General features: G+C 70.0%; 20 protein-coding genes. 10 read left to right on the forward strand and 10 right to left on the reverse strand.

Features of this window, described 5'->3' with window-relative positions; translation table 11 throughout:
- Nucleotides 1-12: 12 nt before the first annotated feature.
- A complete protein-coding gene (locus ACE37J_RS13035) occupies nt 13-408 on the reverse strand; it encodes a DUF6476 family protein (RefSeq protein WP_409711690.1) in 396 nt (131 codons plus the stop codon).
- A gap of 108 nt (nt 409-516) precedes the next feature.
- On the opposite strand from ACE37J_RS13035, the gene ACE37J_RS13040 reads away from it, so the two are divergent.
- The 4 genes from ACE37J_RS13040 (at nt 517) to radC (ending at nt 5209) form a co-directional block, all read left to right on the forward strand.
- A complete protein-coding gene (locus ACE37J_RS13040; RefSeq protein WP_409711691.1) occupies nt 517-2220 on the forward strand; it encodes a DUF4157 domain-containing protein in 1704 nt (567 codons plus the stop codon).
- A gap of 44 nt (nt 2221-2264) precedes the next feature.
- Entirely contained in the window at nt 2265-3257 is a 993-nt protein-coding gene (locus ACE37J_RS13045) for an RluA family pseudouridine synthase (RefSeq protein WP_409711692.1), read from the forward strand.
- Nucleotides 3258-3338: 81 nt separating this feature from the next.
- On the forward strand, nt 3339-4241 hold the full coding sequence (gene rpoH / locus ACE37J_RS13050) for an RNA polymerase sigma factor RpoH (RefSeq protein WP_409711693.1): 903 nt from the start codon (nt 3339-3341) through the stop codon (nt 4239-4241).
- A gap of 101 nt (nt 4242-4342) precedes the next feature.
- Complete coding sequence (radC, locus tag ACE37J_RS13055; protein WP_409711694.1) at nt 4343-5209, forward strand: RadC family protein; 867 nt, start codon at nt 4343-4345, stop codon at nt 5207-5209.
- A gap of 5 nt (nt 5210-5214) precedes the next feature.
- On the opposite strand, the gene ACE37J_RS13060 is transcribed toward radC, so the two are convergent.
- Both ACE37J_RS13060 and ACE37J_RS13065 read right to left on the reverse strand, forming a co-directional pair.
- Nucleotides 5215-5835, reverse strand: a complete 621-nt coding sequence (locus ACE37J_RS13060) for a phage tail protein (protein ID WP_409711695.1) — start codon at nt 5833-5835, stop codon at nt 5215-5217.
- 22 nt (nt 5836-5857) lie between these two features.
- Nucleotides 5858-6502: a VPLPA-CTERM sorting domain-containing protein gene (locus ACE37J_RS13065; RefSeq protein WP_409711696.1), complete on the reverse strand. Its 645-nt coding sequence runs from the start codon at nt 6500-6502 to the stop codon at nt 5858-5860.
- 159 nt (nt 6503-6661) lie between these two features.
- Between ACE37J_RS13065 and ACE37J_RS13070 the strand changes: the two genes are divergently transcribed.
- Complete coding sequence (locus ACE37J_RS13070; protein ID WP_409711697.1) at nt 6662-7879, forward strand: matrixin family metalloprotease; 1218 nt, start codon at nt 6662-6664, stop codon at nt 7877-7879.
- An 8-nt stretch (nt 7880-7887) separates the two neighbouring features.
- On the opposite strand, the gene rlmH is transcribed toward ACE37J_RS13070, so the two are convergent.
- Together rlmH and rsfS are read right to left on the reverse strand one after the other, a co-directional pair.
- On the reverse strand, nt 7888-8349 hold the full coding sequence (gene rlmH, locus ACE37J_RS13075; RefSeq protein ID WP_409711698.1) for a 23S rRNA (pseudouridine(1915)-N(3))-methyltransferase RlmH: 462 nt from the start codon (nt 8347-8349) through the stop codon (nt 7888-7890).
- 12 nt (nt 8350-8361) lie between these two features.
- Complete coding sequence (gene rsfS, locus ACE37J_RS13080) at nt 8362-8754, reverse strand: ribosome silencing factor (protein ID WP_409711792.1); 393 nt, start codon at nt 8752-8754, stop codon at nt 8362-8364.
- A gap of 288 nt (nt 8755-9042) precedes the next feature.
- Here rsfS and ACE37J_RS13085 point away from each other — a divergent pair, with 288 nt between their 5' ends.
- Entirely contained in the window at nt 9043-9894 is an 852-nt protein-coding gene (locus ACE37J_RS13085; protein WP_409711699.1) for a hypothetical protein, read from the forward strand.
- 62 nt (nt 9895-9956) lie between these two features.
- Here the strand turns inward: ACE37J_RS13085 and nusB are convergent, their stop codons facing one another.
- The 4 genes from nusB to ACE37J_RS13105 form a co-directional block, all read right to left on the reverse strand.
- Nucleotides 9957-10448 (reverse strand): transcription antitermination factor NusB, encoded by a 492-nt coding sequence (gene nusB, locus ACE37J_RS13090; RefSeq protein ID WP_409711700.1) that lies wholly within the window; start codon nt 10446-10448, stop codon nt 9957-9959.
- Complete coding sequence (locus tag ACE37J_RS13095; protein ID WP_409711701.1) at nt 10445-10972, reverse strand: 6,7-dimethyl-8-ribityllumazine synthase; 528 nt, start codon at nt 10970-10972, stop codon at nt 10445-10447. The genes nusB and ACE37J_RS13095 overlap by 4 nt, the downstream gene beginning before the upstream one ends.
- A 3-nt stretch (nt 10973-10975) precedes the next feature.
- Nucleotides 10976-12103: a 3,4-dihydroxy-2-butanone-4-phosphate synthase gene (ribB, locus tag ACE37J_RS13100; RefSeq protein ID WP_409711702.1), complete on the reverse strand. Its 1128-nt coding sequence runs from the start codon at nt 12101-12103 to the stop codon at nt 10976-10978.
- Nucleotides 12104-12180: 77 nt separating this feature from the next.
- Nucleotides 12181-13320 carry a COX15/CtaA family protein gene (locus tag ACE37J_RS13105; RefSeq protein WP_409711703.1) on the reverse strand — a complete coding sequence of 380 codons (1140 nt, stop codon included), beginning with the start codon at nt 13318-13320 and terminating at the stop codon, nt 12181-12183.
- A gap of 120 nt (nt 13321-13440) precedes the next feature.
- On the opposite strand from ACE37J_RS13105, the gene ACE37J_RS13110 reads away from it, so the two are divergent.
- On the forward strand, nt 13441-13776 hold the full coding sequence (locus tag ACE37J_RS13110; RefSeq protein WP_409711704.1) for a TfoX/Sxy family protein: 336 nt from the start codon (nt 13441-13443) through the stop codon (nt 13774-13776).
- Nucleotides 13777-13782: 6 nt separating this feature from the next.
- Here ACE37J_RS13110 and ACE37J_RS13115 read toward each other — a convergent pair whose 3' ends face one another.
- On the reverse strand, nt 13783-14652 hold the full coding sequence (locus ACE37J_RS13115; RefSeq protein ID WP_409711705.1) for a LysR family transcriptional regulator: 870 nt from the start codon (nt 14650-14652) through the stop codon (nt 13783-13785).
- Nucleotides 14653-14752: 100 nt separating this feature from the next.
- On the opposite strand from ACE37J_RS13115, the gene ACE37J_RS13120 reads away from it, so the two are divergent.
- The 3 genes from ACE37J_RS13120 (at nt 14753) to ACE37J_RS13130 (ending at nt 20497) form a co-directional block, all read left to right on the forward strand.
- Nucleotides 14753-16315, forward strand: coding sequence for a proton-conducting transporter membrane subunit (locus tag ACE37J_RS13120; protein WP_409711706.1), 1563 nt, complete (start codon nt 14753-14755; stop codon nt 16313-16315).
- A gap of 26 nt (nt 16316-16341) precedes the next feature.
- Nucleotides 16342-18726, forward strand: a complete 2385-nt coding sequence (locus ACE37J_RS13125) for a YbcC family protein (protein ID WP_409711707.1) — start codon at nt 16342-16344, stop codon at nt 18724-18726.
- Between the two features lie 187 nt (nt 18727-18913).
- Nucleotides 18914-20497: an ABC transporter substrate-binding protein gene (locus ACE37J_RS13130; RefSeq protein ID WP_409711708.1), complete on the forward strand. Its 1584-nt coding sequence runs from the start codon at nt 18914-18916 to the stop codon at nt 20495-20497.

Consider the following 20497-nt stretch of genomic DNA (forward strand, 5'->3'; position numbering starts at 1 on the left):
CGCCGGGCGGCCTCACCCGCCCGGCGACCGCCGGATCAGCGTCACGCCGATCTCCGCGCCCGTCTCCGGGTGATAGGTCCGGAGCCGCTCCACGCCCGCCTCGTCCCGCGTGAGGAGCGAGAGCGCGCCGGGGCCCGCGCCGACGGCGATGATCGCCTCGCCCTCCGGCGCCGCCACCTCGGCGGCGACCGGCGCGGAAAGCGGGCGCGGCCCCTCTTCCATCAGGATGCGGATGACAAGCGTCGCCGCGATGACCATCATGCCGATGGTGAGCGTCGCGGTCAGCACCGTGACCATGAGGCGAAGCCGCCGGAAGCCCGGCGGCTCCGCCAGTTCAGGGCCCTCCGCACCGGGAGGCGAAAGCGGTGAGGGCATGAGCGGCTTCGCCTCCTCCGTCGCAGGGCTCAAGGCCTCGGATGCCGGACGCGCCAAGTCAAGGGAGGCGGAGGACGCACTCGCGCAGGTTGCGCCTGCGTGCTAGAATATCGGCGGGTTGCGCCATAGTGGAGATGCATCGTGGCGATTGCCATACAGGGTCGCTTTGTCTCCCGCCCGCAACACGCTCGGGCCGGACAGGCGAGTGACGGAGCGTTCGCGGTCGACCCGGCGGTCTTGCGCAAGGTCGGTCCGGGCGCGCCTCTGCCGGCGGCGTTGCGCGCGCGGATGGAAGGCGTTTTCGGAGCCGATTTCTCCGCCGTGAGGGTTCACGTCGGCCCGCAGGCCGGGTCGATCGGAGCCGTCGCCTTCGCCGCGGGAGCGGACCTCTATTTCACTCCGGGCAGCTACCGCCCCGAGACGGCGGAGGGGCGGCGGCTCATCGGGCATGAACTGGCCCATGTGGTGCAGCAGAGACAGGGCAGGGTGCGCGCCGCCGCCTCCGGCCTGTGCGTGGTGCAGGATCCCGCACTGGAAGCTGAGGCCGAGCGCATGGCCCGGCGCGTCGAAGCCGAGCCTCCGGTCCGCGCATTGCAGGCCATGCAGGCTTCGCCCGCCGCTGCGGCTCCGGCGAATTCGATACAGCCGTTCCGGCATGCGCCCCGAGACCAGCCCAACAAGTACAAGAGCCGTCAGGTCATCATGGACCGGCGCGACAGGCGCATGCACGAAGCAGCGGAGAGACGGCGAAAATTTCTCGACCTCGACCGCTATATCCGCAACGTCGTCGGGCCATGGGCCACGCAGGCGAGGATCGCGCAGATCATCGCGGAGGACTTCGACGCGCTCGGTCATGACAAGACGCTCAAGACCAAGCCGTCGATGGTCAATTTCGGCGTCAAGGGCGCCCCGAAGGGCTCGCAGCCCGTGCTCGGCCATGCCCGTTTCGGATATGTCGCGCCGTCCCGGATCAAGGGCCGCAAGGGCGACGACCCGAAGCACAACCGGGCGATCTACCGCGGTTTCGTCGAGCAGGAATTCGCCGGGGGATCGAAGGGGGGAGGCGGGCCCGCAGTGCGCATCTACGTCACTGTCGCCTCGGAAGCCAAGGTCAACAAGGACGGGACGAGCGACTACAAGGACATTCAGCAGGTCGCCGGGCGGGTGAAGATCTACACGGGGACGCAGGCCAACCCCATTCTCTGGGTCAACGCCGGCCAGCCGCTTCGCGCGATCAAGTGGTACGAGAAGTACAAGGTTCAGGATGCAAGCTACAAGCCGCTGATACGGTCGTTCCTCATCTCGAACGCGGCGTTCAGGGAGATATCGAAGAATGCGGGGCTGGAGGCCGAGGCGGGCCGAAAGGAGAACCGCGGGCGCAGCTTCAATGTGGACCGGCACTATGCGAGCGATCAGTTCGGCGTTCGCGGAAGCGACCTGCGCACGCTGTCCGAGGCGGCCATTCCCGGCTCGCTCATCACCTATACCGACAATCCGGCCCATGTGACGAAGCGCACCGCCGGCAGGATCGAGAGCCCGGGCGTGCTCAGAACGAGGCTCGGCGTTCCCCAGGAGACGATCCAGGGCATCTGGGTCGATCCGGCGAAAGGCGACTTTGCGGACAAGAAGGTCTTTGGCCGGAAGGCTGACGGCCTGATGGACGCTTACGCCATCTGGACCGGACAGGACAACTTTCTTTCCGACAAGATGAAGTCGATCCCAATTGACCGGCGCCGCCGCCTGATGGCGGATGAGTTGCGGGCCATCGGCAAGTTCATTCCTGCGGAGTACTGGGAGCGCATCGAGCGCGGCGAGGTTCCCGCTGATATAGCCAAGGGCCTTTAGCGGAAGGCGCGGTTCTGCTGGCCGCGATAGGGGGGCCTTGCGTCATGGATCATCAGGAAGACGCGCCGGAGCCCCTGCTCCTCCGGGCCCCGCCGGATTCGGCCGGCCTCCGGCTCGACCGGGCGCTGGCGGAGGTTCTGCCCGAAGGGCTCAGCCGCTCCCGCCTCGCCGCGCTGATCCGGGCCGGCGCGCTCTCGCTCGGCGGCGAGACGGTCAGCGACCCCCGCGCGAAAGTCACGCCGGGGGCGGACTATCTCCTGCTGCCGCCCGAACCCGAGGCGGCCGAGCCGGAGCCGGAGGCGATCCCGCTCGTCGTCGTTCACGAGGATGCGGACCTGATCGTGGTGGACAAGCCCGCCGGCATGGTCGTCCATCCCGCGCCGGGGGCTGAGCGGGGCACGCTCGTCAACGCCCTTCTCCATCATTGCGGGGAGAGCCTTTCGGGCGTCGGCGGCGTGCGGCGCCCCGGCATCGTCCACCGGATCGACAAGGACACGTCGGGCCTCCTCGTCGCCGCGAAGTCGGATGTCGCGCATCAGGGCCTCGCCCGCCTCTTCGCCGCCCATGACCTCGACCGGGAGTATCTCGCGCTCTGCCGCGGCGCGCCCGACCGGGCGGACCCGCGCCTCATGGGCCAGCCCGGCCTGACGCTCGATCCGCCCTGGTTCCGGTTCGAGAGCCTGATCGGCCGCCACCGGGCGGACCGGAAGAAGATGGCGGTGACGAGGGGCGAGGGGCGCCGCGCCGTCACCCGCTTTCGCGTCGAGCAGGCCTTCGCCCGCGCCGCGCTCCTGCGCTGCCGGCTGGAGACCGGGCGGACGCATCAGATCCGCGTCCACCTCACCCATCTCGGCCATCCGCTGCTCGGCGATCCGGTCTACGGGAACGCCGGCGGCGGAGGCGCAAGGCCGGGCCGGCAGATGCTCCACGCCGCGCGGCTCGGCTTCCGCCACCCTGTCACGGGCGAAAGCCTCGATTTCACTTCGGAGCCGCCGCCGGATTTTCGCGCCTGTTTCGTAGAAATGAACGAACCGTGAGGGAAAACAGTTCAGCTTGAAACGGGGGGGGCCGCCCCCCAAGTCCAGACTTCGCGGTTTCGACCGCCGAGAGGAGGGAAGATGTCGACTTACGCCAACCTGCCCGCCCCGAGCCCGGAGGCCGGCCTCAGCCGGTACCTGACCGAGATCCGGAAATTCCCGATGCTGGAGCCGGAAGAGGAATACATGCTGGCGAAGGCCTGGGTGGACCATGAGGACAAGGAGTCCGCGCACCGCCTCGTCACCTCCCATCTCCGCCTCGCGGCGAAGATCGCCATGGGCTATCGCGGCTACGGCCTGCCGACGGCGGAAGTCGTCTCCGAGGCCAATGTCGGGCTGATGCAGGCCGTGAAGCGCTTCGACCCGGAGAAGGGCTTCCGCCTCGCCACCTATGCGATGTGGTGGATCCGCGCCTCGATCCAGGAATACATCCTGCGCTCGTGGTCGCTCGTGAAGATGGGCACGACGGCGGGGCAGAAGAAGCTCTTCTTCAATCTCCGCAAGGCGAAGAACAAGATCGGCGCGCTGGAGGAGGGGGACCTTCGCCCGGAGCATGTCGAGAAGATCGCGACGCAGCTCAATGTGACGGAGGAGGAGGTCGTCTCCATGAACCGCCGCATGTCCGGCGGCGGCGACGCCTCGCTCAACGCCCCGCTCGGCGGCTCCGAGGGCGAAGGCGCGGCCGAGTGGCAGGACTGGCTGACCGACGAGGGCGACCATGCCGCCGAATACGCCGAGCAGGACGAGATGGAGGGCCGGCGCGAACTCCTGATCGAGGCGATGGCCGCGCTCAACGAGCGCGAGCGGCACATCCTCACCGAGCGGCGGCTGAAGGACAACCCGGTGACGCTGGAGGACCTTTCCTCCGAATACGGCGTGAGCCGGGAGCGCATCCGCCAGATCGAGGTCCGCGCCTTCGAGAAGCTGCAGCGCAAGATGCGGGAGCTGGCCGTCGAGCGCGGGCTGGTCCGCCGGATCAACTGACCGGGCGAGCGCCACCTCCGGACGCTCGTCTTAGTTGAAATCGTCAACCCTAGATTAACCTTTCCGCCCGATTCTGACGGTCGGGCGGAAAGGATTGTGTGATGGGCGGCGAGTCGAAAGACCGTGGGTTTTCGGAGGCTGCGCTGAGGCGGCTCGACGAACTCGAAAGCAGCTTTGCGCCCATCGAGAGCTACGATTCGCCCCCGCCGCCGGCCGCGGCGGCGCCCGCAGCGGCGGAACCCCGGCCCGATGAGTCGATCCCCGGCGGCGCGCCCGGCTGGCGCTCCAACCCCGCGCCGCACTACTGGGGGCATCGGGAGCGGCTGAGGAAGCGCTTCCTCGAAAACGGGCAGGAGAGCCTGCCGGAATACGAGCTTCTCGAACTCCTCCTCTTCAACGCCATCGAACGGCGGGACGTGAAACCGCTCGCCAAGCGCCTCATCGCGCTCTTCGGCGACCTCAACGGCGTCGTCGCCGCGCCGGAGCAGCGCCTGCTCGAGGTCGACGGGGTGACGGACAAGGTGATTCTCCAGCTTCGCCTGGTGCAGGCCTTCGGCCATCGCATGGCCCGCGCAAAGGTCATCAAGCGGGAGGTCATCGGCTCGTGGGAGGCGCTGATGAGCTATTGCAAGACCGTGATGGCCTATCGGGAGACGGAGCAGTTCCGCATCCTCTATCTTGACCGCAAGAATGTCCTCATCGCTGACGAGGCGCAGGGGTCGGGGACGGTCGACCATGTCCCGGTCTATCCGCGCGAGGTGGCGAAGCGGGCGCTGGAGCTCAACGCCTCCGCCATCATCCTCGTCCACAACCATCCCTCGGGCGATCCGTCGCCGAGCCCGCAGGACATTTCCATGACGATGAAGATCGACGCCGCCTGCGGCGCGGTGGGCGTCACGATCCATGACCATATCGTGATCGGCAGGGCCGAGGACGCGAGCTTCCGCGCCCTCGGCCTGCTCGAATAGGCGCTTCAGCTCCGCGAGGGGAAGATGCCGAAGGTGGCGACGCACCATGTCATCGCCAGATAGGGCGAGCGCGTCTCGAAGCTCTGTCCGCCGCCCGTGTTCGCTGTTGAGGCGGTGATGGCGGACGCCTCCATCGCCACGGTCGCGCCGCCCGCCGGAACCTGCGCATAGGCCGAGCCCGAGGTCGTGAGCGCCGGCAGCGCGCCGGTCGGGTTCGGGGTCGAGGCCGGCGTCGTCGTCCCGTGCAGCGTCGCAGTGACGGCGTGATCGTGGGGCGGCAGGTTGGCGACGTTCAGCGTCGTCGTCTCCCGCCCGCCCCTCGCGCCGATGGGAAGGTTGGAAAGCCCCGGCCCCTGCCCGGAGGCGACCGGCGCGCGGCCGCGGAGGTCGGGCAGGGCGAAGGTCGTCCTCCCGTCGCCGCCATAGATCGTGCCGTAGAGCGAGAAGAGCGCGCTGTTGGAGGCGATGTCCATCAGCTGCCCCGCGGCCGCCATCGAGCCGCGCGGGCAGAAGTTGAAGCCGGCGAGGAAGACTTCCCCGATATATTTCTCCTGCGCCTCCGCCGCCGGGGCGGAGGCCATGAGGGGAGCGAGCGCGGCCGCGGCCGCGATGAGCGTCATACGCATTTTCAGTCCTTTCAGGGGTGGGTCAGGCCGCCTTGCGGCGGAGGGCGCCCAGCGCGCCGAGGCCGCCGAGCAGGAGCCAGAGCGCGCCGGGGAGCGGCACGGCCGCCGTCGGCCCCGCCTGCGTCTCGATGGAGAGGCGGGCGAAGTCCACGGCGAAATCCTCGAAGACCTGGAACTGCTCGAACGCCTCCTCGGGGACGATCGTCAGCATGTTGATCGCTAGGTCCATGAGCGCGCCGGGGGCGACGGCGAAGCTCGCCGTGGCGATCTCCAGCGGCGAGCCGGTGGAGAACGTCCCGATATCGACGCCGTTGAAGAGGAACCGCGCGCCGATGAACGCGTCGCCGAAGCCGCCGAGATCGACCAGATCGAGCCCTACCGTGCGGGCCGAGACCGTCGCCGAAGTCGCGACCTCGCCGCCGAGATCGACGAGGAAGCTGAAGTTCAGCGTCCCGTTCGGCCCGAACACGTCCGTCCCCGCCGGGTCGCCTGGCCCGCTCCGGTCTGTTGGCGCGACGGAGACGAAGTCGCTCCCGTCGGCGCAGGGCCCGCCGAGGCCGAAGCAATCCTCGTCGCCGAGGGTGAAGGTGAGGCTGGCGGCCGAAGCCTGGCCAGCACTCAGGAGCGCGGCCGCGAGGGCGGGCCGCCAGAGGCGTTTCAAGGTCATTGCTGTCTCCCGAGGCCCCGCTCCGGGGCGTCTGTTCAACAACCTAGGCGTTAACGCATCTGTTGTAATTGTAATCATACACGCATCGGTGGCGCCCCTCCGGCTTGACCTGCGGAGGGCGCGCCGCGATCTTGCGGGCCGCCAAGACGGGAGCGTTCGATGCCGGTTCTCTTCGGCGCCAAATGGGGCGCTTCGCAATTCAACGGGACGCCGGGCGGCGTCGTGACCTGGAGCATCGTCGCCGGCGGCAGGAGCGGCGTCTCGACGGCCTACGGCACGTCCCGCTCCGATTTCACGACAGCGCCGGAAGCGCTCGCCTCCTATGACGTCACGTCGGTCCTGCGAGCCAGCTTCGACGCCTGGACCGAGATCGCGGACATCGAATTCGTCCAGATCCGGGATGACGGCTCGCCGGTCGGCCAGGGGAGCGGCGCCGATATCCGTATCGCCTTCGGGGAGATCGACGGCGTCTTCGGCGATACGCTGGCGCAGGCCTTCTTCCCGTTCGACCAGAACAACCCGCTCGCGGGGGACATTCTCGTCGACTCGGACGAGCGGCAGTTCTTCAGCGATCCGACCCAGCTCCTCGGCGTCGTGACTCACGAGATCGGGCATTCCATCGGGCTCGAACACATCAGCGGCGTGCGCGCGCTGATGAACCCGCGCATCAACGACATCTTCGAGCCGGTGGCGGACGATATCGAGGGCGCGCAGATCATCTACGGCCCGCAGGACGACGCTCCGGTCGAGATCGGCGTCGGCGCCGACGGCGACCTCTTCGTGGAAAGCGGGCCGGAGGGCCTCCGCATGATGGGCGATGCCCGGAGCAACGAGATGGTCGGCGCCGCCGGCGGCGAGCTTGTGAAGGGCATGGCGGGCGACGATCTGCTGCGCGGCCGCGCCGGCGACGATACGCTGAAGGGCGGCGGCGGGCAGGATGCGCTGCGCGGCGGCGCGGGGGACGACACTCTGGCCGGGCTCGCGGGCGACGATACGCTCGGCGGCGCCCGCGGCGCGGATGTCGCGCGCGGCGGCGGGGGCGACGACTTCCTGAGGGGCGGCGGCGGGCAGGATCGACTTGTCGGCGGCGCCGGCGCCGACACGCTCATCGGCGGCTCCGGGCGGGACATTCTCGCCGGCGGCCCCGGCGCGGACACGTTTGTCTTCGGCGAGGGGGCGGGGCGGGACCGGGTGCGGGATTTCGCGCCGGGGCAGGACCTCTTGGACTGGTCCGGCAATGCCGGCGTCGCGTCCCTCGCCGACCTCTCGATCAGCGACGGGGCGGACGGCGCCGTGGTCTCGGACGGCGCCGGCTCGACCGTCATCCTGCTCGGCGTCTCCGCCGCGGCGCTTTCGGAGGCGGATTTCCTCTTCTGAGCCTTCGCTCAGACCCGGTGATAGGGCCCGCCCGCGAGGATCGACGCGGCGCGATAGAGCTGCTCGGCCAGCATCGCCCGCGCCAGCATGTGGGGCCAGACCATCGGGCCGAAGCTCAGCAGCCGGTCCGCACGCCCGCGGAGCGCCTCCGAATGCCCGTCCGCCCCGCCGATCAGGAACGCCATCTCCCGCCGCCCTGAATCGCGTTCGGCGGCGAGGAGGGCGGCGAAATCCGGGCTGGTCATCACCCGCCCCCGCTCGTCGAGCGCCACCGCGAAGGCGCCCTCCGGGATCGCCTCCTCAAGCAGCGCGCTCTCGCCCCGCCGCTTCCGGTCCTCGATCTCGACGAGCCGCGAAGGGCCGAGGCCGAGCGCGCGCCCCGTCGCGTCGAACCGCGCGAGCCAGTCCGCCGTCAGCGCCGCTTCCGGCCCGGCGCGCGCGCGGCCGATGGCGAGCACGGAGACCCGCACCGGCGCGTTCCGTCAGGCGTGGCCGGGCTTCGGGCGGGCGGCGTCCTGCTCCGGCGCCCACATCTTTTCGAGCTGGTAGAACTCGCGCACCTCGGGCCGGAAGATGTGGACGATCACGTCGCCGGCGTCGAGCAGCACCCAGTCTCCGGCGTTCTTGCCTTCGACGCGGGGGGCGCGGCCGAACTCGGCCTTGATCATCTCCATCAGCTTCTCCGTCAGCGCGGAGACCTGGCGGGAGGAGCGGCCCGAGGCGACGACCATGTGATCGGCCATGGCGGATTTCCCGCGCAGGTCGATCGTCACGATGTCCTCGGCCTTGTCTTCATCCAGCCGGGTGAGGATGCGGGAGAGAAGCGCCGCTTCCGGGGCGAGGGCCGCGGGCGGCAGGGGGCTCGGGCTCGTCATCGAGCCCGCATAGGTCCGTTCATGCAGAACGACGTCCTCCATCAGGTCGCGCCCATCTGGCGCAAGGCTAATATAGCAAATCGGGGGACCTCTCTCAACGCTCGAAGCCGGCGCACCGTGGGCCCTCCGGCGTCAATCGTCGCGACGATAGGTTTTCGAGGAAGCGCTGATGCGAATGGCGGCTTCGAGCCCAGAGAAAGCCATTCCTTTGGCTCCGCGCAGACCAAGGTTGGCTGAACATCCCACCTATGGCATCCTATTGGCGAACAACAGACAGGGTCCGCGAGTGTGATCAGCAAAGCGCCAAAGAATGCCAAGATTAATATTGACGTAGATGCGATGCAAGAGGTGGTCAATCTGGCAATCCGTCGCGCAAGTGCATTTATGCGCTTTGGGCTTGATGATTTGGATCAGAGGGATGGCGGCGATTTCAACATAGCGGCCAGTATAGTCTATAGATTTTGGCCTGAAGAAATCACCACCGAATCTCGAGACGCTGCACGGGAGGAATATCGGGCTTGGTTAGTTGGCTGCTGCCTCCGGGAGCTTGATTTGTTCTATGGGGTGTTTCTGGATAAACTGTGGTTCGCACTCGAGGTTGGCGAGTTGCACGGCTCGCAAGTTCGATCTAATCACCGGTTCGATCCAAAATTCGCTCGGATGACCAATGTTGCCGCAAAACAACGTGCAGTGGCTGTTAAGTTGAAAGTCGCTGATCACTATGACGAACTCAATTCTCTAAGTCTAGCTCGCAACGCTCTTAGTCATCACGCAGGAGTAGTGCGGCCGCAGTTTGACTGCAACAATGTCGCCCGGGATACCCTGATCATTCGATGGCTCGCCTTCGATATGGTGGCAAGTCGAGATGGCGAAGAAAGAGTGGTCGATCATGCGCCGTTCGATACCGATACACTGCCCGGCGATGGTCCGGTAGAGATAAGCCTTCGTTTCACGCCACGCGATTTGGCAATCCCGGCAGGACATCAAATTAGGCTTACTCACTCGCAAATCGCGGAACTGTGCATGTTCTATAAGGTTCTATGTGAAAAGACGATTGAGGGCTATAAATCCTTCCTCAAGGAGAAAAGGATAATTCTACACGAGCCGGAAGAATTTGATGCGAGCCGCGACCTGCGCTGACGTTGAGTAGTGGCAGCAATGTCCGCAAAGCTGTCAGATATTCCATCCCCTTCACCCCCGCCCTACCCGAACGCCTCTGGCCGTATCTCCCGCGCCATCGCGTCGAGCACGGCGTTGGCGAGGCCGGGCTCCTTGCCCTCCGCGAAGAAGGCGCGCGCCACGTCCACATATTCGGTGATGACGACCTTCGGCGGCGTCTTCGGCTCGCCGTAAAGCTCGCCCCCCGCCGCGCGGAAGAGGGCGCGGAGCGTCGCGTCCACCCGGCCGAGCGGCCATTTGTCCACCAGCACCCGGTCCGTCAGCTGGTCGATCTCCGCCTGCCGGTCGACGGCGTGGGAGAGGAGGCGGCGGAAAAGCGGGATGTCCGCGTCCCGATACTGCTCCCCGTCCAGCTCCGCGCCGATCCGGTGCGCCTCGAACTGGTCGCGCACCGTCTTCAGCGGCTGTCCGCTCAGCTCCATCTGATAGAGCGCCTGCACCGCCGCGAGGCGGGAGGCGGAGCGCATCAGCCGCGCCTCGGCGCCCTTCGGCGCCTGGACCTCGCGCGGGCTCATACGCCGCCGACCAGCGGATCGCCCGCCAACATGAACTCGCCCGGCCGCCCGCCGCGCGGGGCCGCGAAGCGGCGCTTGAGCGCGAGGAGGTGCAGCGCCGCCTCCGCCGCGCCGCCGCCCTTGTTCATGCCCGCCGGGTCCGCCCGCACCTCGGCCTGCGCCTGATTCTCGACGGTCAGGATGCCGTTGCCGATGCAGAGCGCCCGGTCGATCCCGAGGAGGGCGAGCGCGCGGGAGCTGTCGTTGCACACCGTCTCGTAATGCGTCGTCTCCCCCCGGATCACGCAGCCGAGCGCGACGAAGGCGTCGTAGCGCCCCTCCGCCAGCCGGATCGCGGTCGGGATCTCCAGCGCGCCCGGAACCTCGATCAGCTCATGGGAAGCGCCCGCCGCCTCCGCCGCGGCGCGGGCGCCGGCGATCAGCATGTCCGCGATCCCGCGATAGAACGGCGCGGCGACGAGGAGGAGCGTCGGCCCGTCCTCGAAGCGGGGCAGGGCGAGGCCGGGGCCGTGCGGTTCCGCCATCTCTCAGTCCTCCCAGTCGGGGATCGGGCGCGCGCCGGTGATGCGGAGCCCGTAGGCGTCGAGGCCGACGACGTCGGGCTTCGGCGAATTGGTCAGCAGCGTCATCTCCGTGACGCCGAGCGCCGCGAGAATCTGCGCGCCGACGCCATATTGCCGGAGCCGCTTCGGCGCGTCATGCGCGCCCTCCTTGAGCCGGCGGGAGACGAGATCGGGCGACATGTCGCGCAGCAGCACGAGCGCGCCGCGCCCCTCCTCCGCGATGGCGCGCATGGCCGAGGGCGCATGCCGCCAGTGCCCGCCCGCGAGCGCCAGAACGTCCTCCAGCGGGTCGAGCTGATGCATCCGCACCAGCGTCGGACCGCTGTTCGATTCGGGCCCGATCTCCCCCTTCACGAGCGCCAGATGCTCCGTCCCGCTCGCCGTGTCGCGGAAGACGCGGAGCGCCCAGGCGCCGCCGATCTCCGATTCGATGGTCGCGGAGGCGACCTCGCGCACGAGGTTGTCGTGCCGCCGCCGCCAGGCGATCAGGTCCGAAATCGTCCCGATCTTCAGCCCGTGGCGCTGCGCGAAGGCGACGAGGTCGGGCAGCCGCGCCATCGTCCCGTCGTCGTTCATGATCTCGCAGATCACGCCGGAAGGGTTGAGCCCGGCGATGCGCGCGATGTCCACCGCCGCCTCGGTATGGCCGGCGCGCACCAGCACGCCGCCCGCGCGGGCGCGGAGCGGGAAGACATGGCCGGGCGTCGCGATGTCCGCCGACCCCGAGGCCGGGTCGATGGCGACGGCGACGGTGCGCGCCCGGTCATGGGCGGAAATGCCCGTCGTCACCCCCTCCCGCGCCTCGATGGAGACGGTGAACGCCGTTTCGTGGCGGGACTGGTTGGAGGCGCTCATGAGGTTGAGCCCCAGCCTGTCCAGCCGCTCCCCCGTCATGGCGAGGCAGATGAGCCCGCGCCCGTGCGTCGCCATGAAGTTGATCGCGTCGGGCGTGGCCATCTGGCCGGGGATCACGAGGTCGCCCTCATTCTCCCGGTCTTCCTCGTCCACGAGGATGAACATGCGCCCGTTCCGCGCCTCCTCGATGATCTCGGAGGTGGGGGAGATGGCGCCGGTGAAGCCTGCGTCCGTCATGCGAACTCCTCTCGTCGCGCCGGGATGTAACGCGCGGCGCGAGGAAAGGCGAGGGGGGCGGAGCGGCTCCCGCGGCGTCAGCCGCGGACGGACTGCGCCGCGGGATAGGAGACCTCGAAGAGCGCCCGGACGGCGAGCGCGACGAGCATAAGGCCCCAGAGCTGATGAAGCAGCGCGAGCCAGATCATGTGACCCGGCGCCGCGAGCATCAGCGTCACGATCCCGATTCCCGCCTGCACCCACATCGCGTGGAAGAGCGCGGTCGCCCAGGTCTTGCTCTTCCGGTGGCCGGAGCGGCGGGCCTTGATCAGGAAGATGAGAGCGAGGGTCAGCGGCACGATCGCGAACCAGCGATGCTGGAACTGCGTCATCGCCGGATTCTCGAAATGGTTCTCCACATGCGGCGTCATGGAGAAGGCTTCGGGCGCGATGAAATAGCCGTCCATGAACGGCCAGTCATGCCAGCCCGCCCAGCCGTCCGTCCCCGCCACGAGCGCGCCGAGGAGGATTTGGAGAAAGAGCGTCACGAACGCCGCCCCGCCCCAGAACCGCAATCCCGGCGCCCGCGCCCGCCGCGCCTGGAGGAGCGCCCATTCCTCCCGCCCGATCTTCGCGATGAGCCAGACGAGCGCGGCGAAGATCAGGAACGCGATGCCGAGATGGACCATGAGCCGATAGGGCGCCACGTCCACCCGCACCGAAAGGCCGGACCAGACCATCCACCAGCCGACCGCGCCCTGAAGCCCGCCGAGGAGGCCGACGCCGACCAGCGGCAGCCCCCAGCCGCGGGGGATCATGCCGAGCGCGGCGAAGATGACGAGCGGAATGAACCAGATCAGGCCGATCATCCGCCCCATGAAGCGGTGGCCCCATTCCCACCAGAAGATCGGCTTGAAATCCTCCAGCGTCATCCAGGAATTCTGGAGCCGCCATTCGTCCGTCGTCTTGTATTCCTCGAAGGCGATGATCCAGTCCGCCTCGGAAAGCGGGGGAATGGCGCCGATGATGACGTTCCATTCCGTGATCGAGAGCCCGCTGTCGGTCAGCCGCGTCAGCCCGCCGACGACGACCATGACGACGACGAGCGCGGCGAGGATCAGGAGCCAGACGCGGATCGCCGCGCGCGCCCCCGTCTTCTTCGCCGCCGCCGCGCCCGGCGCCGGCGCCGCCATGGCCGGGGCCGCCCCCGCCTCCTCGAAGATCGCGCGCTTTTTCATGGCCATCCCTTTCCCGGCCTGATCTAGCGGCGCGCCCGTGCGCGGACAAGCGCGGGCGCCTCTGCTAGAAGGTCGCGGGGCGGGGAGCCGCGCTCGGGCGGCGCAAGAAAGAAATCTCTCATGGCGCATTCCGAAACAGCCTATTCGATCATCGCGGAGCGGATCGGCGGCCTCCCCGGCATTGCCGAGAAGAAGATGTTCGGCGGCGTCTTCTTCATGGTCGACGGCAACATGGTCGCCGGCGCGACGAAGCGCGGCGCGATGGCGCGGGTCGGCAAGCCGAACGAGGCCGCGGCGCTCGCCCTGCCGGGGGTCGAGGCCGCAACGCCCTCGGGCCGGCGCATGGCCGGCTTCGTCCGCATCGCGGAGCCGGCCCTCGCGGAGGCGCCGGAGACGCTCGAACGCCTCGTCGACCTCGCCTTCGGCTTCGCCGCCTCGCTCCCGCCGAAGGTCTGAGCCCGGTCAGGCGCGGAACAGCTCCGCGAGGAGCGGGTTGGGGAACCGCCGCTCCCGCGTCACGGCGAGGAAGCTCTCCGTGATCCCGTCGAGCCGCGCCGCCTCCCGCAGCGCGCCCGACTCAAGCTCGTCCCGCACCACGATCGGCGGGATCACGGCGAGCCCCGCATCCTCCCGCGCCAGAAGCCGCAGCATCGCCATGTCGTCCGCCTCCGCGGCGATGGCGGGCGAGACGCCGAGCCGCTCCGCCAGCGCGTCGAACCCGGCGCGGATCGCGGCGCCCCGCGCGGGGAGGATCAGCGGCTCCGTCTCCAGCAAGTCCCGCAGCGTCCGCCCGGCCCCGATCCGCCCCGGCGCGCCGATCAGCGAGACGGGCTGCTCCGCCAGCCGCTGGACGAGCCAGGGGCTCGCCGCGTCCTGCGCCGGCGGCATGTTCGTCAGCACGAGGTCGAGCGCCAGCGAGTCGAGTCCGCGCAGGAGTTCCTCCTGCAGGCCCGAGCGGAGCACGACCTCCACATCCGCCCGCCCCACGAGCGGGCGCAGGAACCCGATCTGGAAGTTGCGCGAAAGCGTAGCGAGCGCGCCGACGCGGAGCGCCCGCCGCGCCCGGCCCGTCTCCTTCAGCGTCGCCGTCAGGTCCTCCGCCGCGCGGAACACCGCCTCCGCATGGTCGAGCGCGATCCGCCCCGCCTCGGTGATCGCGAGCCCGCGCCCCCGCCGCTCGAACAGCGCATGGCCGAGCGCCGCCTCCAGCGCCCTGATCTGCGTGGAGACGGCCGATTGCGACAGGTTGAGCCGCCGCGCCGCGCCGGTGAGCGTTCCGTCGGTCGCGACGGCGCGGAAGAGGCGGAGGTGATGCAGGTTGATCTCGGCCATTGTTCCATCAAACAGAATGTTTACCCTGAAAATATGTATTTTTCTGGAAGTCTTTCAAGCGCTACCTCCCCGTCCATCCGAACCCGACAGGAGGCCAGCCGTGACGTCCCTCATCCCCCTCTCGCTTCTCGCCCCGCTCATCCTTCTCGCCGGAGCCGGCCTCGCCGCCGCGCAGCCGGGCCGTCGCCCCGGGCGGCTGCCGATGCTGGCCGAGGGCGCGGCCCTCGCCGCGCTCGTCCTCGCCGCCGCGGGCGCGGCGCAGCTCGCCCTCTCCGGCCCGGCGACCTTCGGCTTCGGCTCGGGCGCGCTGCTCATCGCCTTCCGGCTCGACGCCGTCAGCGCGACGATGGCGCTCCTCGTCGCCTTCATCGGCTGGATCGTCACGCGCTATTCCCGCACCTATCTCGACGGGGCGGAGCGGGAGGGGGCCTTTCACGGCCTGATCCTCGCGACGCTCGCCGCCGTCCTCCTCCTCGTGCAGGCCGGCTCGCTCGCCGTTCTCGTCGCCGCTTTCGTCGCGGTCGGCGCGGCGATGCGGCGGCTCCTCCTCTGGTTTCCGGAGCGGGCCGAGGCGCGGCGCGCGGCCGCGAAATTCGCCCTTGTCTGGGGCGCGGGCGACGCGGCGCTGATCGTCGCCGCCGCGTTCCTCTGGTCCGCCTGGGGGACGGCCGACATCGCCCTTCTGGCCGAAGCCGCTTCGGGCGGCCTGCCCCTCGCGGCGAAGATCGCCGTCGCCCTCCTCGCGCTCGCCGCCGCGCTGAAGACGGCCTCCTTCCCCCTTCACGGCTGGCTGACCGAGGTGATGGAGGCGCCCACGCCCGTCTCCGCCCTTCTCCATGCCGGCGTCGTGAACGCGGGCGGCTTCCTCCTCATCCGCCTCGCGGACCTCGTGCAGGCGAGCCCCGGCGCGATGGCCGCGCTCGCCATGATCGGCGGCTTCACCGCCCTTTTCGGCGCGACCGTGATGCTGACGCAGAGCGCGGCGAAGACGGCGTTCGCCTGGTCCACCGTGAGCCAGATGGGCTTTCTCCTCCTCCAGTGCGGGCTCGGCCTCTGGGCGCTGGCGCTGCTCCATGTCGTCGCCCATTCGCTCTACAAGGCGCACGCCTTCCTCTCCGCCGGCGGCGCGGTGAAGGCGGCGACGGAGACGCGGCGGCCCGGCCCGGTCGCGGCCCCGGGCCTGCGGGACGTGGCGCGCGCCTTTGCGCTGGCGCTGGCGCTCTACGCCGCCGTCGCCTCCGCCTTCTGGCTCCTGATCGGCCCGAAATCGGCGCAGGCGCTGGCGCTCGGCGCGATCCTGATCTTCGGCGTCGCCTATCTCGTCGCCCAGGGCCTCGCCGCCGCCGCGCCGCGCGCCCTCGCGCGGAAGACGGCGCAGGCCTCGCTCGCCGCCGCGCTCGCCTATTTCGGGTTCCACGCCGTCTCCGGCGCGCTCTGGGGGCCGCACCTGCCTGAGCCGCCCGTTCCCGGCGCGCTCGAATGGGCGCTGATCGTCCTCGCCCTCGCCTCGTTCGGGCTGGTGGCGGTCGCGCAGTCGCTCTTCCCGCGCTGGGCGCATCACCCGGCGGCTGCGGGCCTGCGCGTCCATGTCGCCAACGGGTTCTACCTCAACGCCGTCCTCGACCGGCTGATCGGCGGCTTCGACGCCGTGAAGCCCCGCTGATCCCCGCCCAGGCCATGGAGAGACAGATGTTCGACAACGCCGAAACCTTCGCCGCCCTCTCGTCGCAGGGGCTTCTCGAAGCCGCCGAAGCCGCGGCGCGGGCCATCCCCCCCGCCTTCCCGCTCGACGCGACGGTCGCCGTCAACCCGTTCCTCGGCCAGGCGGAGGAACCCTTCGCCGCCGCCGCCGCGCGCCTCGCCCGCGTCGCCGGGATGAGCCTCACGCCGCCCCGCGCCGGCCTCGCCGCCGCGCTGGCCGAGGGGCGGGTGACGGACGAAGACCTCGAGGCCGCCCTCGCCGCCTCGCCCTCGCCGCTGAAACCCGCGAGCCTGGCCGACCTGAAGGCGCGGATGGCGGAGCCGGCGCCCGAGCGCTGCGCGCTGCCGACCGTCGCCGATCTCGCGGCGAAGGCGACGGGCGTGGACTGGCCCGCAATCATCGCCCGGTGCTTCGGCCTCTGGGCCGCGGGCCGGTTCGACCGGGGGCAGGCGCTCTGGTCCCCGGCGCCCGAACTCTCGGCCTGGGCCTCCTGGCGCGCCTGGGCGTCGAGCGACCTGACGCCGGAGATCGCCGGCCTCGCCGGCTTCTGCGCCCATGTCGCCGCGTCGCCGGATCATGCGGCGCGCGCGATCCTCGCCGCGGCGGAGGCGCTCGGCCTCTCCGCCCCGGCGGCGGAGACGGCGTTCCACCGCCTCCTGCTCGATCTCGGCGGCTGGCCGCAGCACGCGCGCTGGCTGCTCTGGCGGGCGGAGATGGAGGGGGGGACGGACGGAACCCTGATCGACCTTCTCGCCATCCGCCTGACCTTCGAGAAGGCGCTGCTCGCCCATGCGCCCGGCGTCGCCGCGGAGTGGTCGGAGATCGTCGCCCTCCACGCCGCGCCGGTCGAGGCGGGGGCCGAAGAGGCGCTGGACGCGATCCTGCTCGAAGCGGCGGAGCGCGGCTGGCAGCGGCGGCTCGCCGCCTCGCTCGGCGCCGGTCCCGCCCCGGCGGAGGCGCGGCCCGCCATTCAGGCCGTCTTCTGCATCGACGTCCGCTCGGAGGTCTTCCGCCGGGCGCTGGAGGCCGAGGATGCGGGGATCGCGACGAAAGGCTTCGCCGGCTTCTTCGGCCTCCCCGCCGCGCACCGGCCGCACGGCTCGGACGAGGCGGAGGCGCATCTGCCCGTCCTCCTCAACCCGGCGCTGAATGCGACAGGCCACGCCGCCCCGGCGGCGGAGGAGGCGGAGCGCATCGCCGCGCGCGCGAAGCGGGCCTGGGGCCGGTTCCGGCAGGCCGCCGTCTCCTCCTTCGCCTTTGTCGAGGCGGCGGGGCCCGCCTATGCCTGGAAGCTGGCGAAGGACGGTCTCTCCCTCGCCTCCGCCACGGCCCCCTCCCCGGCCCCGCGCTTCGACCCGCCGCTCAGCCCCGCGCAGAAGGCGGAGACGGGCGCCGCCGCGCTGAAGGCGATGGGCCTCGCCTCCGGCCATGCGCGGCTCGTCATCCTCATGGGCCACGGCGCCCATGCGGCGAACAACCCGCATGAGAGCGCCTATCAGTGCGGCGCCTGCGGCGGCAGGACGGGCGAGGTCTCCGCCCGCCTCCTCGCCGCGCTGCTGAACGACCCGGAGACGCGCGCCGGCCTCGCCGCGCACGGCGTCTCCCTGCCGGAGGACGCCCACTTCCTCGCCGGGCTCCACGACACGACGACGGACGAGGCGACCCTCTATCAGGATGCGCCCGCGCCCGGCCATGCGGAGGACATCGCCCGCGCCCGCGCCGCGCTGAAGGCCGCCGGCGCCGCGACGCGGGCGGAGCGGGCGCTCCGCATCCCCGGCGCGAAGGCGGAGACGGTCGCCGCGCGGGCCTTCAACTGGGCGGAGCTTCGCCCCGAATGGGGCCTCGCCGGCTGCGCCGCCTTCATCGCCGCCCCGCGGTCGGCGTCGGTGGGGGCCGATCTCGGCGGCCGCGCCTTCCTCCATTGCTACGACTGGAAGGGGGACGAGGGCTTCGGCACGCTGGAGCTCATCCTCACCGCGCCGGTCGTGGTGGCGAGCTGGATCAGCCTGCAATATTACGGCTCCACCGTCGCGCCCGAGGTTTTCGGCTCGGGCGACAAGCTGCTCCACAACGTCGTCGGCGGCTTCGGCGTGGTGGAGGGGAACGGCGGCGCGCTCCGCGCCGGGCTGCCCCTCCAGGCGGTGCATGACGGGGAGAGGCCCGTGCATGAGCCGCTCCGGCTCTCCGTGCTTGTCGAGGCCCCGCGCGAGGCGGTGGCGGACATTCTCTCCCGCCATCCCGGCGTCCGCGCGCTCTTCGACAACGGCTGGATGCATCTCCTGCTGATGGAGGGCGGCCGCGTCTCCGCGCGCTACCGGCCCGGATTGCAGTGGGAGGCGTTCGGGGCGGAGCCGATGCGCGCGGCGGCCTGAGCCTCGCGTCGCGATCGGAAGCCGGGGCGCCGCATTTCGCTTCACCCTGTTGCGCTTCTGTCGCAAAGTCGGTCTACGGAGCAGGCGGCGCGCGTCAGCGCGCCTCCGCGCCGGAGCATCGCTCCGACGGCCTGAACCGCAATCACAGAGCCCGCGCCGGCGGGCCTCCGACAACGGGAGAACGCGAATGAATGACGACCTGTCCCGCCTTCTGGCGAGCCTCGACCGCGCGGGGCTGACCCGCCGCACGCTGCTCGGCGGCGCCGGCGCGGCCGGCATCTCCGCCGCGCTCGGCGTCTCGCTCGCCCCCGCCAGCCTCCGCGCCGCGACGCCGAAGCGCGGCGGCGTGCTCAAGATGGGCCTCGGCGGCGGCGAGACGACGGACACGCTGGACCCGGGCCTCTCCGACAGCCCGGTGCCCTATTCGGTGATCAGCCAGTGGGGCGACGCGATCGTCGAGGTCTCGCCGACCGGCGAGCTTGTCCCCCGCATCGCGGAGAGCTTCTCGCCGAACGCGGACGGCACCGTCTGGACCTTCACGATCCGCGAGGGCGTGCGCTTCCATGACGGGAGCGAGATGACGGCGGCGGACGTGGTCGCGACCTTCAAGCGCCATTCCGACGAGAACTCGAAGTCGGGCGCCCTCGGCATCCTCCAGGGCATCGCCGGGATCGAGCAGAACGGGCGCGACGTGGTCGTGACGCTGAAATCCGGCAGCGCCGACCTTCCCTATCTCCTCGGCGACTATCACCTCGTGATCCAGCCGAACGGCGGCTTCGACGATCCGAACGCCGCCATCGGCACCGGCCCCTACAAGCTCGTCTCCGCCGAGGCCGGCGTCCGCTACGCCTTCGAGAAGAACCAGGACGACTGGGACAAGGAGCGCGGCTTCTACGACGCCGTGGAGATCCTCGTCATCAATGACGGCACGGCCCGCACCTCCGCGCTCCAGGCCGGCCAGGTCCACATGATCAACCGCGTCGATCCGAAGATCGCGCAGCTCATGTCCCGCGCGCCGGGCGTGAACGTGACCAGCGTCGCCGGGCGCGGCCACTACGTCTTCATCATGCATGTGGACAAGGCCCCCTTCGACAACCGGGATCTGCGCCTCGCGCTCAAATGGGCGATCAACCGGCAGGAGCTGGTGGACAAGATCCTCGACGGCTTCGGCACCGTCGGCAACGACATCCCGATCAACGCCGCCTATCCGCTCTTCACCCCGCTGCCGCAGCGGGAGCAGGACATCGAGAAGGCGAAGGCGCATTACGCCGCCTCCGGCCATGACGGCTCGCCCATCGAGCTTCTGGTGGCGGACACCGCCTTCCCCGGCGCGGTGGACGCGGCCTCGCTCTTCCAGCAATCCTGCGAGGCGGCGGGCATCCCGCTCAAGGTCACGCGCGTGCCGGATGACGGCTACTGGTCCGACGTCTGGAACGTGAAGCCCTTCTGCGCCAGCTACTGGGGCGGCCGCCCGGTGCAGGACCAGATGTACACCACCGCCTATCTCTCGACGGCGGACTGGAACGACACCAAGTTCCGCAACGAGGCCTTCGACGCCCTCATCGTCGCGGCGCGGGCGGAGACGGACCTCGCCCGCCGCACGGAACTCTACCACGAGCTGGCGAAGATCCTGCACGAGGAGGGCGGCCTCATCTGCCCGATGTTCAACGACTTCGTTGACGCGCATGCGGACGCCATCGCCGGCTGGTATGACGATCCGAACGGCGAGATGATGACGGGCCGGGCCTCCTGGTACACCTGGATGGCCTGA

The organism is Pikeienuella sp. (genome assembly GCF_046290545.1).
GTDB lineage: Bacteria > Pseudomonadota > Alphaproteobacteria > Rhodobacterales > Rhodobacteraceae > Pikeienuella.